A 14,393-nucleotide genomic window follows, 5' to 3' on the forward strand; every position below is an offset into this window, starting at 1 on the left:
CTCCTCAGAAGCGTTCCGGCCGCAGAAGCGCGACCGCAAGATAGGCGAGAAGGGCGAGCGCGACGCCGCCGCTGATGATGTAGTCGATCATCGCCGGGGCCTCACAGCCGCTCGCAGGCGTGCACGGCAGCGGCGAAGGCCAGAAAGCTACCGATGGCGAGTGCGATGTAGATGAGATCGAACATGAACCGACTCCCTTCGTGAACTTCGGTGAAATGGATGGCGCCGAAGGGCGTAAGGAAGCTATCTGGAAGAAATTATACTGCTGTAAGGAATGCGTAAAATTCAGCTTCCTTCGAAGAAATGCAGGGGTGGCTGCGAGACGCGTCGGGACATTAAAACATGGAGGATGGCCCGCCGGCCTCAGCAACCATGCCTATTATCGAGCGCCTGGAACGGGCTTGCGAAAGTAAGCTCCCTCACAAGCCACCTCGAACACCCAATGGACAACATCTTGAGGCTCCACTGCTTCAGTGGCCTGATCCCTGGGAATACAATGATGGTCGGAAATATGTACAAAATCATGTTACAAAGTAGAGAGTAATTTTATGTAAATTATTGAAATTAAAAGTTTTTATGGTGAAGATGCAGAGTTCAATCCTCTCTCACAGCACCAGCTTTTCCCAGAGTTCTGCGAAGCCCTTGCCATTCAAGGCTCACTGCCAACGGCGACATGGGCTATGCCAGCAGGGTCAGGAGTCGGATCGATCAGGGCATCGGTCGGCACAAACGCTTCATGCGGGTAGTCCTGCGACGCGAAAAGGCCAGCGGCGAGATTGACGATCAATCGTCAGCTTCGCCGCTGGCCTTTGCTTGGTCAAATTCGTCCATGCGGCCCAGGGATCAATTAGGGACCGATAGAGAGCCGACGGGGGGCGAATGATCCTGCCGCCGGCGCGCTGGTCCGATCAGCCCGGAACGAGGCGCTCGTTCAGCTTGCTGTCGACGATATCGACAGTGCGGTCGATTTCGGCATTCGGCATGCCGAGTTGATGCGAGATCACCTTCACCAGCAGATCGACCCGCTCGATGAACGGCGCGCCGGCCGCCACCGCCCGCGCGGCCGAAGAGGGCTTGAGCAGGCTCTCCGCAGCCTTGGCGTATTTCTCGAACGGCACCAGGTCGGCCGGATCGCCGCCAAGACGCAGCGCGATCGCATCGACATGTTCGTAGATCGATTTCGACAATGCCAGATCCGAATGCACGGCATCGCGGATCGAGCGCGGCTCCGTCGGCGTGATGCAGCGGTAGTTGCCGGTCAACAGCATCGACCACTTGGCCAGCGGCACGAACAGTGAATCGAAGACCTTCAGTTTCACCGGAACGTCGTGACCGTCCAGCCTCACCGCCGAGATGTCGGCATCCAGTTGGCGCAGGAGATCGTTATGCGCCTCGTCGGCAAAGGTCGCCGCCTTGAAATTGGTCGGCAGGCCGACATGCAGCACATTCGGCTCCTCCTCTGGCGGGCGGAACGCCTGCGGATCGGGCGAGCACAGCGACATCAGCCCCGGCTCGAACCGCTCCCAAACCTGTGCGTTGGTGAAGGCCTCCTCCAGATCCATTTCCGCCAGCGACGGGATACGCTTGAGATAGGGCAGGGGGGGCATGTTCATGATCGACAGGCAGGGCAGCCGCGCCACCGCGATCTTCACCATCAGCATGCGGATGGTGTGGTTAGTGTATTGCGGCTCCTGCATTGCCAGGCAGACGAGATCATATTGCGCGACGTCGATGTCCTGCGGCGGCTTCGCGTCCAGCTTGCCAGGCAGGTCGCGCGAGAAGATCGCGCGGTGGTCGGGCTCGTCGCGCAGCCGGATGCGCACTTCGGTCCCCTCGCTATTGATCAGCGCGGCGGTCTTCTCCCGGCAGACGAGGGTCACGTTGTGGCCGGCCATGAGAAGCTTGGTCGCCAGCAGCGAGCCATAGGAAGCACCGAGAATGAGAATTTTACGCGTCATGATCCTGCTCTTGTTGGCGGTCAGTTATTTTCGAAGTCGTCGTGGGGATGCATCGTGCTGAGACTTGGCATGGACGACAAGGGCGTTTCTTGACACTGCGGCTATTGGTCCGGCGGCCATTGTCGTGATGCGTCATAACCGTATCCTCATGACTGCCGCGACCTGGCGCCAATCGCTCGTCCGTCTCGCGGGGAACGCGGTCTGCCGGTTCGCTGAATTCTGCTGCCGCACGCCAGATTTGGGCGTATGATTTGGATTATGACAGACAGTCAGTCATTGTTTGGCGTGTTGCGCCAATCGGCGCATGGGGGTGTCGTAGACGCCATGGAGCGCCTTGTCCTGGACGGACCTGATTGGGCGCTCAACCGCATCAACGCGCCGGCCTTCGCTGCCAGAGAAGGCCTGGATGAAGAACAGACGATAGCCGGCTTCTTGCGCGCGGCCCGGCTCGGTCTGTTCGACATGTCCTGGAACATACTGTGTCCCGGCTGCGGCGGCGTTCTGGACGTGAACACCTCGTTGAAGACCGTCGACAGGAGCATCTACACCTGCGCCTTGTGCGCTGCCGGCTACGAACCGACCCTCGATGAGATGGTGGAAGTGACATTCACCGTCAGCCCGCGCATTCGTCACATCGCCGCGCACAGTCCGCACGAACTGACACCCTACGAGTATTTCCGCCAGATCTACTGGGGCTCGGGCGTCGATCTGCCCGAGGAGAATTTCGAAGCGAAAGTCGATGAATTTGTCATCGAGTCGCTTGAGGTGCCGGCCGGCGAGAAGGCCGTCATCTCGCTCACGCTCCCGGAGGCCTTCGTCATCGTCTTCGAGCCTGTGACCCACGCGGCGCAGTTCATTGATGTCAAGGGCGAGCCGGCAAGGGAGAAGCAGGCGCTGACGCTCATCATCGACCGGGGACATCGCCAGCACGAAACGCTGACAATGCAGCCTGGATCGCTCCGGATCTCGGTCGAAAATCATACGGATGTGCGGACCCTGCCATCCATCTGCATCGCGAACGACGCGCTGCACGACCTGCTCGGCAAGCGCCGGCCCTTCCTCACCGCAAAGCGCCTGCTTTCCAATCAGACGTTCCGAGATGTCTACCGCGCCGAGACGCTCGACGTTGACCAGCGCCTGAAGATCACCAGCCTTACGTTTCTGTTCACGGACCTTCGCGGTTCGACGGAACTCTACGACCGGGTTGGCGACCTTGCCGCATTCGATCTCGTGCGAACGCATTTCGGCCTGCTTGAGGAAATCGTGGCGGCCGAGGCCGGCGCGGTCGTCAAGACGATCGGCGATGCCGTGATGGCCACCTTCGAGACGCCCGACAGGGCGCTCGCCGCCGCCATGCGGATGCGCGAGGCGATGAACAGGCTGAACGAAGAGCGAGGCAGCGAAGACCTGCAGCTGAAGATCGGCATCCACGAAGGCCCCTGCATCGCCGTGAGCCTGAACGAGCGCCAGGACTATTTCGGCCAGACGGTGAACATTGCCTCACGCGTGCAGCATCTCGCGACGTCCAGAGAAATCTTCGCCACCAGCGCGGTGCTTGGAAACGCACTGGCCGCGGACCTGATCAGATCGCGCGGTCTGGCGCCGACACAGCATGAGATCGCGCTTCGCGGCATCGCGAGCGAGGTCAGCATCTTCGCAATTCCCTGACCTCGTCGCATTCTCGTCCTGGCGCTTCGTGTGGCCAGTATCGGCCGGGCTTTGGATGTGCTCGGGCAGGTCGGCCGTTGCCGGACGTGAGTAGGCCATCGGTAACCGGGCGACGCCGATCGGACGCGGAACGGCCGATCGGCGGACCAGGGATGCACGGCGCCAAGCCTATCCATAGACCGCGCGCGGCAGCTCGATGACGATCTCGGGAAAGACCATGCACAGGATGAGCCCGATCAGCTGGATCAGCAGGAAGGGGAGCGCGGAGCGGAAGATGTCGCCCATCGGGATTTCGGGCGGGGCCACGCCGCGCAGGTAGAAGAGCGCATAGCCGAATGGCGGCGACAGGAAGCTCATCTGCATGTTGACGAGATAGAGCACGCCGAACCACAGCACGAGATCGTCGTTGTTATCCAGGCCGAACGCGCTGGCCCCCAGCGCCTTGATGATCGGCACGAAGATCGGCACGCAGAGCAGCAGGATGCCGACCCAGTCGAGAAACATGCCGAGAATGATCAGCACGATCTGCATGACGATGAGGATGCCCCAAGGCCCGAGGCCGGCGCCCTGCAGCAGTTCCTGCACGAACTGCTGGCCGCCCTCCAGAACATAGAGGCCGACGAAGATCGTCGCGCCGAACATGATCCAGATGACCATGGCCGAGGCCTTGAGCGTGGTGAGGCACGCCTCCCGCACGGTCTGCCAGTCGAGCTTGCGGTGAATCGCGGCGACGATGAAGGCGCCGAACGTCCCGATGCCTGCCGCTTCCACCGGCGTGGCGACGCCGGTGAAGATGACGCCCAGAACGATGACGATGAGCGCGGTCGGCGCCGACATCCTCGACATCAGGACGAGTTTTTCGCGGCCCGAAACCCTTTCCTCGATAGGGATCGGCGGGCCGAGCGTCGGGTTCAGATAGGAACGGACCGTCACGTAGAGAATGTAGAGCCCGGACAGCAGCAGGCCGGGAAAGACCGCGCCGATGAACAGTTCGCCGACCGACTGCTCGGCGACGACGGCGTAGATGATCGCCAGGATGGAGGGCGGGATGAGAATGCCCAGCGTGCCTCCGGCCATGATGGATCCCATGGCGATCTTCGGCTCGTAGTTGCGCTTGAGCATGGCCGGCAGGGCGATGATGCCCATGGTGACAACCGCCGCGCCGATGACGCCCACCATCGCGGCAAGGATGGTCGAGGCAATGATCGTGGCGGACGCCAGTCCGCCTTTCACGCCGCCCAGCACCTTGTAGATGACGTCGAACATCTCGTTGATGATGCCCGCCCGCTCCAGCATCGCCGCCATGAAGATAAAGAGCGGGATGGCCGAGAGTTGGTAGTTCGTCATCAGCGGAAAGATGCGGCTCGGAACGATGTTGAGCGCCTGCGCGTCGCCGAGAATGAACAGGAAGACGCAGGCAAGCCCGCCCGTGACGAAGGCGAGCGGCAGGCCGGCCATCAGCAGCGTGATCAGCGAGCCGAACATGATGACGGTGAGCCATCCGATGGAGATATCGATACCCATGGGTCAGGCTCCCCTCACGACAGTACGCACGTCCTGTGCAACTCTGGAGATGCCCTGCAGGATGAGCAGCAGGGCGCCGACGACCATGACCCACTTCATGGGCCACAGCGGCACTTCCCATTCATTGAAGGAGAGTTCGCCCCAGCGGATATTGGGGTCGGTCCATTCCCGGAGTGAAAGATTGCCCAGCATCTCGGCGAAGGTGGTCTGCCCCCGTGCCCAGGCGGACACCACCGAATTGCCCGAAGGCACGGCGATCGCATCGAAGGCGAAGATGTAGCAGGTCACCAGCAGCGTGCCGGCAAAGATGAAAAAGAAGACGGAGGTCGCAAGGTTGACGATCGCCTTCCGGCGCGCCGACATGCTCGCGTAGAGGATGTCGACCCGGACGTGGGACTCGGTCAGCATCGCATAGGCGCCGGCAATGAGATATTGCATGCCGAACATCAGATACATGCCTTCATGCGCCCAGTTGGTGGGCGAGTTGAAGACATAGCGCGAGATCACCTCGAAATAGTAGACGAACACGGCGATGACCGCCCAGTAGCTGACGAACTCGCCGCAATAAAGGGAAAGCCGGTCGATCCATCCTGTCCAGCCGGAGGACACATGCAAGGCGTCTGCCCTGCGTTCCTGGGCTTCCAGGTCCTCCAGTCGTTGCTCGGCTTCGGCGACCGTTTCGTCGGCCAGACCGGCATTCGCCTTGCCCACCATCCTCGGGATCAGGATCGCATCGACGGCCATGAACAGGAGGATCAGGTAGAGGGCATAGGCCGCGCCGGTGGTCCAGAAAGCCCGATCGTCCACGTGCCCCTGCACCGTCGGCTTGATGGCCTCGACCTCGGCCCGGGCCTCCTCCAGCCGCGTCTCGCCGGTCTCGACGCGGTCACGCGCCCGCTCCAGCCGCCGCGCGATGCTCTTTTGCGAAAAGGAGCCTTCTTCGGCCGCGGCAAGCTCGGTCTCCAGACGGCCGATTTCCGCCTGCGCGGAGGTCACGCGCGGTTCTTCGCGCTCGATCATGCGTTCGGCGACACGCAGCAGGTTGGTGGCATCGGAAAGCTCGGAACGGGCATCGTTGGCCGCCCCGTTGGCATAGAGAATGAAGGCGAAGATCGGCAGAAACACCAGACCGAGCAGGTTCTTCAGATAGAGACGATGAAGTCCGATGATCCCGCCCGTGACCAGGATCATGTAGGCGAGCGGCACCGAGTATTGCCGCGTCGTTGCGCGGGGGCGCCTGCTCAAGACCATCGCGGCCAGCGGGAAGACGATCAGCCCGAGCCAATAGGCCCAATGCGGGAGCGTGAAGTCGAGATTTGGCATGATGTGCTCTCGAAAACGAGTGATACCGGTCTCGTGACGCCAAGGCGTTCGGGCCCTGTGTCATGAGCGAAGGCAAGCCCGGCCGGGCGCTGGCTGCCAGGCCGTGACCCACGGAATTTCGGCAAGTCCGGATGACGTGGGGCAGGTGCGACGCAGCCTGCCGCGCGCGGCTGTCTTGCCGCGCGCGGGGCCTGTTCTCCCGCAGGTCAGGAAGTTACAGATCGAGGGTCTGGCCTTCGATCAGTTCCGGTGTCACGTAGCCCAGCGAGCCGGACATCATGTAGTCAAGCTGGATCTTGAAGATCCGCGCCGAGTCCTTGTCGCGATTGGCGTATTTGAACCAGATCGGGACTGCCACCTCGGTCATCAGTTCCACGTCGTCCTGCGACAGCCGGGTCACTTCGGTGCCGTCGGCCTCGAACTTCGCCCAGGCCTCCTGGTCGGCCTTCTGAATGGCCCCATGATGCATGTCGGAATAGACGTGCGTTTCCATCTCGACGAATTGCTTCATCCCGTCGGAAAGCGCGTTCCAGGCATTCATGCCGACCGTGATGTCCATGAGGTCGACGGGCTGGTACAGCGACATGAATCCGGGCGGTCCCATGGAGATGTATTTGGTGACCTGGCTGAACCCGAGAGCATAGTTCACGGCCGGTCCCACATAGTCGGCGACGTCGATGGTTCCCTTTTCCAGCGCGGGGAAAATTTCCGATCCCGGAAGCACGGTGGTCTCGGCGCCGATCTCGGTGAAGACTTCCGCCACCATGCCGCCCGGCAGGCGCATCTTGCGGCCGCGGAAATCGTCGATCGAGCGGATCGGCACCTTGGAATGGATGATGTTGGGGCCGTGATGAACCGGCCCGACAAAATACATGCCCTGCGCGGCATAGAGCTCGCGGGTGATCTCCAGTCCGCCAAGCCCGTAGTAGAACACGTCATATTCATGCGGGTTGCGCAGGCCCAGTGGATAGGAGCTCAGGAAAACGCCGGCCGGAATGATGCCCTGCACATAGATCGTGAAAGGGTTCACCGCCTGCAGCACACCGTTCTTGACTGCGTCGTAGAGCTGGAAGTCGCCGACGACGTCGTTCGCGCCGAAGGGTTCGAAGGCCAGTTCGCCCCCGGTCTTTTCGACAATGGTCCCACACCAGTCCTTGAAGATCTGCAGGCCGACGCCACCGGGCCACGATGTCTGGATTTTCCAGGTCGTGCCCTTTGCCTGCGCGGATGCGATATGCGGCGTAGCCAGTGTAACGGCTGCAGTGCTTGCTGCCGCGGCGCCAAGAAACTTGCGACGGTTGTAGTTAGCTTTCATAGGTTCCTCCCAGTTGCCGCCACTTCCGGTCGATTTTTATCAACGTGACCGTGACCTGGCGTGCACAAGGAAATGCTAACATTCTTTGCGTGTTCAGGCCAACTTGCGCGACTTCTGGTGTGTCGCCGGCTGCCTGACCGGATCAAATAACTGATTTTTTGCGAGGTTTTACGGGCGCGTCACCTTCCGCTCGGGCCGCGATCACAGCCGGCGGGGACGTTGCCGCCTGCGCTCGCGCGGCGTCCAGCCCGTTGGCGTGCGCCATCGATCGCCACCGTTCTGCCGATCGTCATCAAGGCCGCAATGGCACGGGCTCATTGCCGTTCGAAGTCGCCTGTTTCCGGCTGGTCAGATCGTCGCAGGCCAGCGGGCTTCGGCGCGCATTTGATTGAGTTTCGGCAAGTAAATCAGGAAGAATATCTGATAATGCAACCTTAAGTAAGTAATATTATGGGTAGGGATTACGCCGAACTGATTCGATCTGCGCAATTCAAACAAAAATAACTTTTCCACCATAGGCTTGCGGTTCAGAGTGCAAAGGACCGCAGCATGATCATACTGTTTGCGACAGCCGGATCTGGCAACTGTTTCAAGGCGCAACTGCTGATGCGCCAGCTCGAGATCGCGCATCACACCGTCATGGTGGACGTGATCGGCGGGGAAACACGCAAGCCTGCTTTCCTGCGCATAAACCCTAACGGAACGGTGCCGTTCCTGCTGCTGGAAGACGGACGCGGCATTGCCGAGTCGAATGCAATTCTGTGGTACCTCGCCAAGGGCAGTCATCTCTTCCCCCAGAGCACGTTCGAAGAGGCGATGGCCGTTCAGTGGATGATTTTCGAGCAGACGAAGCTGGAGTCGAACATCTCTCCGGCCCGCTTCTTCACGACGATCGTTCCTGAAAGGCGTGAGGGCATGGAGGACCGGATATTGGCCTGGCAGTCGGCCGGGCGGCAGGGACTGACACGTCTTGATGCGCATCTGCGCTTTCAGGACTTCGTTGCCGGCCCGCGCTATTCGATCGCCGACATTGCCGTCTATGGCTACACCCACGTTGCAGGCGAAGGCGGTTTCGACCTTGATGCCTACCCGGCGGTTTCCGCCTGGATAGACCGGATCAAGGCCATCACCGGCTACGTCGCAATGCCCGATCTCGCACAGGCCGCATGATCGTAACGGTCGGCGCTGCCGTTCTCCCATGAAGGAGAGACACGTGGAGAAGTCGGACCAGGAGGCGTTGCCTCCGGAGAACGACACGGATTCCCTTGGTGCCAGGATTGGCACCGAGATGATGGACCGTCTGCAGACGCCGCTGTGGTTGTTTGACATCGACCGCTCGCGGGTTGTCTGGGCCAACAATGCTGCCCTCAGGGTGTGGCAGGCCGATACGCTGGAGGACCTGACGTCCCGCGAAATGGGGCCGGAGATGTCGATCTCGGTCTCCCAGCGGTTACGCCAGTACCAGGAAGACTTCGAGCGGCACGATTCCACGTTCACGGAAGTCTGGACCCTTTATCCCAATGACGTTCCGATCACGATCGACGTCATCTTCCGTGGCTTCCGTCTGGCCGACGGCCGCATGGCCATGCTGTGCGAGGGCCGGTCGACGAATTCGAACACGCCCGAGGCTCTGCGCAGCGCCGAGGCGTTGCTGCACACCACGGTCATGATCTCGCTCTACGGCATCGATGGCCAGCCTCTCTACATGAACCCGGCGGCCCGCGCCTCGCAGCTGGACATCCGCGCCAACGTCGAGAGCCGCTTTGCCGACGCGCGCGAGTTCCGCAAGCTGATGCAGGATCTGGAGCGCCTCGGCGGTTGCCGCATCTCGGCGCGCATCAAGACGGCCTCCGGCATTCGCTGGCACGAGATCGCGGCCCGCGAGTGCCGCGACGCTGTCACCGGCAATCGCGCCATCCTCTTCAGCGAAAACGACATCTCCGATCTCAAGGAAACCGAGGAGCGGGTGCGCTATCTCGCCGGTCACGATGTGCTGACCGGTCTGCCGAACCGCAACTTCCTGCAGTTCAATGCCGACCGTCTGCTCAAGCAGTCGCTCTCCAGCGGCCAGAAGTTCACGTTCCTGCTGATCGATCTCGACCGTTTCAAGATGATCAACGACACGCTCGGCCACGCGGCCGGCGACGATCTTCTGGTGGAAGTGGGCGACCGCCTTCAGGCCATGGTCGGACGGCGCGGTCTGGTGGCACGCCTCGGTGGCGACGAATTCCTCATCTGCCATCGCCGGCTCGATACGATGGAGCAGGTGGATGCCTTCTGCACCGCGCTGATGGCTCGGCTGACGGACGAGATGGATATCCGCGGCAACCAGTTCGGCGTGACGGCCAGCATTGGCGTCAGCCGCGCGCCCGACGATGGCGCCGACCTTGCCACGCTGCTCAAGCACGCCGACGTCGCGCTCTACGAGGCCAAGGAGGACGGCAAGAACACCTGGCGCCATTTCTCCATGGACCTGCGCAACAAGATCGAGGGCAAGGTACGCACCGAGCAGGATCTGCGGTTTGCCATCGAGCGCAACGAATTCCGCCTTTTCTACCAGGCGCGCTGCAATGCGCTCACCAACGAGATCGTCGGCGCCGAGGCGCTGATCCGCTGGCAGCACCCGACGCGCGGCCTGCTCGGCCCGGGCGACTTCATTCCGGTTTGCGAGGAGACCAGCCTCATCCATGAGGTCGGGCTCTGGGTGCTGGAGGAAACCGCCCGCATGCAGGTCGAACTGGCGCGGGCGGGTTATCCGATCACGCTGTCGCTCAACCTGTCGGCGCGCCAGTTCACACGGTCGACGTTCCTCTCCGACATTCTGGGATTGCCGCACCGGATCGGCTGCGACCCGAGCAAGCTGGAGCTTGAAATCACCGAGTCGCTCCTGCTGCGCGACGAGGTCGCCGTGCTGGAACTGCTGACGGCCGCCAAGAACGCCGGCTTCGGCATCGCCATCGACGATTTCGGTACCGGCTACTCCAATCTCGCCTATATCCAGCGCTACCCGATCTCCAGCCTGAAGATCGACCGGTCCTTCGTGCAGGATACCGAAAACTCCGGCGCGGTGACGCGGCTCGTCATCGCGCTGTGCAAGTCGATCGGGATCAAGTCCGTGGCCGAGGGCGTCGAGACGCAGCAGCAGCTTGACTGGCTGCGTGCCCACGACTGTCAGGAATACCAGGGCTTCCTGTTCAGCAAGCCGGTGCCGGCAGACGAATTCCGTCAGCTGCTGGCCGGCAACAAGCCGGCCACGGCCAGGGTCGTGCGCCTGCGCAACGCAAAGCCGTCAAACCGCTGATCCGCGTCAGTTGACGCGGCTCTGCAGGCGCGCGGCATCCCGTTGCTGCCGAGCCTCGATCATCGGCTGCAGCAGCGCGTCGCGGACCTGCCCCACCGGAGCACCGTGGGTCAGGGCAAGCTGCACGGACGAAATCAGCGCGTCGAGCATGTCGGGTGCAACGGTCGATGCCGGCCCGATCCCGCTTGCCGGAAGGGCAGGCGTGTCGCTCTCGCCGGTTCCGACCGCCCGCACCGGCGCAAGATGCGGATGGCGGGTCGCCTCTCCCTCCGGTCCACGCTCGCGGGCAAGGGCAGCCCACTCGCCGACAATGCGTTCCGCCTGCCAGGCAAGCAGGGCGCTCGTCCGCGTCGCCTCTGTCGGTCCGGTCGCACCGAGGTGGTCGGAGGGCAGGGAATTCGCCGACATCAGCGGCTGCGACAGCTTGGAGCCGTCGCGATAGAGCGCGATCGCCTTCAGTCCAAGAGCCTTGCCTTCCCTGAGCACGTCCCGGCAATCGTTGACGCTCGCCTGTCCCGACAGGTTGACCGTCTTGGAGATCGCACCGCTGACGAAGGGCTGCGCCGCGGCCATCATTTTCAGATGGCTTTCGGCCGACAGCGACCGCACGCCGAAGGCGCCGCACGGCACGGAACAGTCGAACACCGGCAGATGGCGCGGATTGAGCCCCGGCGCGCCTTCCAGGGTCAGATGACCGAAGTAGTGCGCGTCGGCCGCCTCGATCTCGCTCGGCGCAAAGCCGAGGCGTCCGAGCAGATCGAAACCATCCTGCGCCATGTCCGCATCGGAGAGGCCGAACTGACCGGCCAGCAGCGCCGGGCCGAGATGATCCGGCGCCATCGCCTGGCGCAGATTCGGCGCCTTGGCCAGCGCCCGCTCCATGCTGGCGATCAGCGTATCGTCGAAGCCGCGCTGGCGCAGCGTCTGATGATTGATCGCCGGAGCGTCGGCCAGCGTGCGATAGCCGGTAACATAGCGGGCGATGGCCTCGATCTCGCCGGCGCCGTAGCCGAGCGCCCGCAGGGCTTCGGGAACGGCCCGGTTGATGATGTTGAGATGCCCGCCGCCGGCCAGCGTCTTGTGCTTGACGAGAGCGAAGTCGGGCTCGATGCCCATGCTGTCGCAGTCCATCACCAGGCTGATCGTGCCGGTCGGCGCGATCGATGTCGCCTGGGCGTTGCGATAGCCGTTGCGCTCGCCGAGGGTGAGTGCCCGGTCGAAGGCCCGGCGCGCGGCCGAGACCAGCGCCGGATCGGCACCGGCACTGCCGGTCAGCGGCACCGGCAATGTCGACAGGCCCTCATAGCCGCTGACCTCGCCGTAGGCGGCGCGGCGATGATTGCGGATGACCCGCAGCATCGCCTCCCGGTTCGGCGCAAAGCCGGCGAACGGTCCGACATCGGCGGCGATCTCCGCGGAAGCGGCATAGGTGCAGCCGGCGAGAAGGGCCGACAGCGCGGCGCATGTTTCGCGGCCCGCATCGCTGTCATAGGCAATGCCGGAGGCCATCAGCATGCCGCCGAGATTGGTGAAGCCGAGGCCGAGCGGCCGATAGGCGTGGGTTCGCTCGGCAATGCGCTCCGATGGATAGAGCGAAGCCGAAACCGAGATCTCGGTCGCCAGTGTCACCAGGCGGACGACATGCTCGAAGGCCGGAATGTCGAACGCGCCGTCGCGGCTGAAGCTGCGCAGGTTGAGAGAGGCGAGCGTCGTCCCCGTATCGTCGAGGAAGAGATATTCCGAACAGGAGTTGGAGGCGTTGATGGCCCCCTCCGCCGGGCAGGTGTGCCATTCGTTGATCGTGTCGGCATACTGCAGTCCGGGGTCGGCCGAAGCCCAGGCCGCCCGCGCCATCCGGTCGAACAGGCCGCGTGCGCGGACCTTGCGCACCACCTTGCCCGTGGTCCGCTCGACGAGATCCCAGTCCTCGTCGGCATCGACCGCCGCCAGGAAGCGGTTGGTCACCCGGATCGAGTTGTTGGAATTCTGGCCGGAAACGGAGCGGTAGCCCTCGCTGTCCCAGTGCGCGTCGAAGCGGCGCTGCGCCGTGCGCGGTTCGCCGAGGCGCGCCTCCGCGATCGTGCTGAGGATGGCATTGTCCGGCACGCCGTGGGTTCTGGCGCTCGTCACCGCGACGCGCAGGTCGCGGAAGGCGGACATCGCCTGCTTCAGCGGCATGTCCGGCGGTATGCCGCAGGCGGCGTCATAGATGGAGGCAAGATGTTCGTCGCAGACGAGCGACCCGGCGACGATTGCCGCCACCTTGCGCTCTTCCTCGACTTTCCACTCGATATAGTCCTCGATCTCGGGATGATCGGCGTCGACCAGCACCATCTTCGAGGCCTGCCGCGTCGATCCCTTGGCCGAAACGAGTGGCGCCGCGCGGTCCGACGCCTTCAGCGCCGTCAACAGGCCGGAGGCGTGGCCGCCGGCGCTGAGCTTTTCGCTCGCTGCCCGGATCGCGGAGAAATTGGCCCCGGTGCCGGCACCGAATTTCGCGATCTTCGCTTCCACCGCGATCAGGTCGACGATGCCGCCATCGGCGACGAGGCTGTCGCCGACCGACTGGATGAAGCAGGAATGGACGAAGGACCGTTCATAGGCGCTGGTCGCCGCCTGTGCCTTGCCGGTCGCCGGGTCCACATGGAAATACCCTTCGGCCGCCTGGTCGACGCCATAGGCCCAATGCAGACCGGTATTGAACCACTGCGGGCTGTTGGGGGCGAAACGCTGTGACGCCAGCATGTGGCAGCATTCGGCATGGAAGGCGACCGCGTCGGCCTCGCTGTCGAAATAACCGCCTTTCCAGCCCCAGTAGGTCCAGAAGCCGGCCATCCGGCCGAAAACCTGCCGTGCGTCGGTCTCGCTCAGGAAGCGCTCGGCCTCCGGCAAGGCCGCAAGCGCCTCGGTATCGGGGATGTTGCGCCAGAGCCAGGCCGGCACGCCCTCTTCGGGGACGGGCTTCAGGATCCGCGGCACCACATTGCGCCGGCAGTATTTCCGGGCAAGGATCTCGGCCGCCAGAAGGCTCCAGCCTTTCGGCACGGTCACATGGTCGGAGCGAAAGGCGACCGCGCCGCCGACATGCCGGATTTCAATGGGATATTCGACAAACTGCAGACCTTCGAAGACGGCCTCGGTCTCCAGTGTGAAGTAACGCAATACCTGCATCTTGGCCTCCGCCGCATGGGTTTCTGCCTGTCCAGCCCTCTCGTCGGTCGGATGCCTTTCTTTTGAGGCAAAACTGTCTCTGTCACGCCGCCGCAACTAATTATTAACGTAAACGGTCCGTATGTGGGACTTA

11 protein-coding genes are annotated in these 14,393 nt (G+C 62.8%); 3 read left to right on the top strand and 8 right to left on the bottom strand.

The window, feature by feature from the left end; translation table 11 throughout:
• Positions 1–4 precede the first annotated feature (4 nt).
• From kdpF to HDIA_RS04215, 3 genes are all read right to left on the bottom strand, one after another.
• Positions 5–91, bottom strand: coding sequence for a K(+)-transporting ATPase subunit F (gene kdpF, locus HDIA_RS26080; protein ID WP_099554671.1), 87 nt, complete (start codon positions 89–91; stop codon positions 5–7).
• Positions 92–649: 558 nt separating this feature from the next.
• The gene (locus HDIA_RS25150) at positions 650–787 is read right to left on the bottom strand and encodes a hypothetical protein (RefSeq protein ID WP_157775281.1); all 138 of its coding nucleotides are present in this window, start codon (positions 785–787) and stop codon (positions 650–652) included.
• A 121-nt stretch (positions 788–908) separates the two neighbouring features.
• Positions 909–1,958, bottom strand: a complete 1,050-nt coding sequence (locus HDIA_RS04215; protein WP_099554673.1) for a ketopantoate reductase family protein — start codon at positions 1,956–1,958, stop codon at positions 909–911.
• Positions 1,959–2,216: 258 nt separating this feature from the next.
• Between HDIA_RS04215 and HDIA_RS04220 the strand changes: the two genes are divergently transcribed.
• The gene (locus tag HDIA_RS04220) at positions 2,217–3,626 is read left to right on the top strand and encodes an adenylate/guanylate cyclase domain-containing protein (protein ID WP_099558694.1); all 1,410 of its coding nucleotides are present in this window, start codon (positions 2,217–2,219) and stop codon (positions 3,624–3,626) included.
• Between the two features lie 168 nt (positions 3,627–3,794).
• Here the strand turns inward: HDIA_RS04220 and HDIA_RS25685 are convergent, their stop codons facing one another.
• The 4 genes from HDIA_RS25685 to HDIA_RS25560 form a co-directional block, all read right to left on the bottom strand.
• On the bottom strand, positions 3,795–5,150 hold the full coding sequence (locus HDIA_RS25685) for a TRAP transporter large permease (protein WP_197708096.1): 1,356 nt from the start codon (positions 5,148–5,150) through the stop codon (positions 3,795–3,797).
• A 3-nt stretch (positions 5,151–5,153) separates the two neighbouring features.
• Positions 5,154–6,473: a TRAP transporter small permease subunit gene (locus tag HDIA_RS25690; protein WP_197708097.1), complete on the bottom strand. Its 1,320-nt coding sequence runs from the start codon at positions 6,471–6,473 to the stop codon at positions 5,154–5,156.
• A 214-nt stretch (positions 6,474–6,687) separates the two neighbouring features.
• A complete protein-coding gene (gene dctP, locus HDIA_RS04230; protein WP_099554674.1) occupies positions 6,688–7,788 on the bottom strand; it encodes a TRAP transporter substrate-binding protein DctP in 1,101 nt (366 codons plus the stop codon).
• Positions 7,789–8,136: 348 nt separating this feature from the next.
• Entirely contained in the window at positions 8,137–8,418 is a 282-nt protein-coding gene (locus HDIA_RS25560; protein WP_162292584.1) for a hypothetical protein, read from the bottom strand.
• Between HDIA_RS25560 and HDIA_RS04235 the strand changes: the two genes are divergently transcribed.
• Both HDIA_RS04235 and HDIA_RS25950 read left to right on the top strand, forming a co-directional pair.
• Positions 8,395–8,958: a glutathione S-transferase family protein gene (locus tag HDIA_RS04235; protein WP_245884153.1), complete on the top strand. Its 564-nt coding sequence runs from the start codon at positions 8,395–8,397 to the stop codon at positions 8,956–8,958. The two genes, HDIA_RS25560 and HDIA_RS04235, sit on opposite strands and share 24 nt — an antisense overlap.
• Before the next feature lie 43 nt (positions 8,959–9,001).
• Complete coding sequence (locus HDIA_RS25950; RefSeq protein WP_162292604.1) at positions 9,002–11,089, top strand: putative bifunctional diguanylate cyclase/phosphodiesterase; 2,088 nt, start codon at positions 9,002–9,004, stop codon at positions 11,087–11,089.
• Positions 11,090–11,095: 6 nt separating this feature from the next.
• Here HDIA_RS25950 and HDIA_RS04245 read toward each other — a convergent pair whose 3' ends face one another.
• Positions 11,096–14,260, bottom strand: coding sequence for a vitamin B12-dependent ribonucleotide reductase (locus HDIA_RS04245; RefSeq protein ID WP_099554680.1), 3,165 nt, complete (start codon positions 14,258–14,260; stop codon positions 11,096–11,098).
• Between the last annotated feature and the right edge of the window lie 133 nt (positions 14,261–14,393).

It is taken from the genome of Hartmannibacter diazotrophicus, from assembly GCF_900231165.1.
GTDB classification, from domain to species: domain Bacteria; phylum Pseudomonadota; class Alphaproteobacteria; order Rhizobiales; family Pleomorphomonadaceae; genus Hartmannibacter; species Hartmannibacter diazotrophicus.

Coding starts and splice junctions, on each gene's coding strand:
- HDIA_RS25690 (WP_197708097.1), bottom strand. CDS start 6,473: ATGCCAAATCTCGACTTCACGCTCCCGCATTGGGCCTATTGGCTCGGG.
- dctP (WP_099554674.1), bottom strand. CDS start 7,788: ATGAAAGCTAACTACAACCGTCGCAAGTTTCTTGGCGCCGCGGCAGCA.
- HDIA_RS25685 (WP_197708096.1), bottom strand. CDS start 5,150: ATGGGTATCGATATCTCCATCGGATGGCTCACCGTCATCATGTTCGGC.
- HDIA_RS04220 (WP_099558694.1), top strand. CDS start 2,217: ATGACAGACAGTCAGTCATTGTTTGGCGTGTTGCGCCAATCGGCGCAT.
- HDIA_RS04215 (WP_099554673.1), bottom strand. CDS start 1,958: ATGACGCGTAAAATTCTCATTCTCGGTGCTTCCTATGGCTCGCTGCTG.
- HDIA_RS04235 (WP_245884153.1), top strand. CDS start 8,395: ATGCGCCAGCTCGAGATCGCGCATCACACCGTCATGGTGGACGTGATC.
- kdpF (WP_099554671.1), bottom strand. CDS start 91: ATGATCGACTACATCATCAGCGGCGGCGTCGCGCTCGCCCTTCTCGCC.
- HDIA_RS25560 (WP_162292584.1), bottom strand. CDS start 8,418: ATGCGCGATCTCGAGCTGGCGCATCAGCAGTTGCGCCTTGAAACAGTT.
- HDIA_RS04245 (WP_099554680.1), bottom strand. CDS start 14,260: ATGCAGGTATTGCGTTACTTCACACTGGAGACCGAGGCCGTCTTCGAA.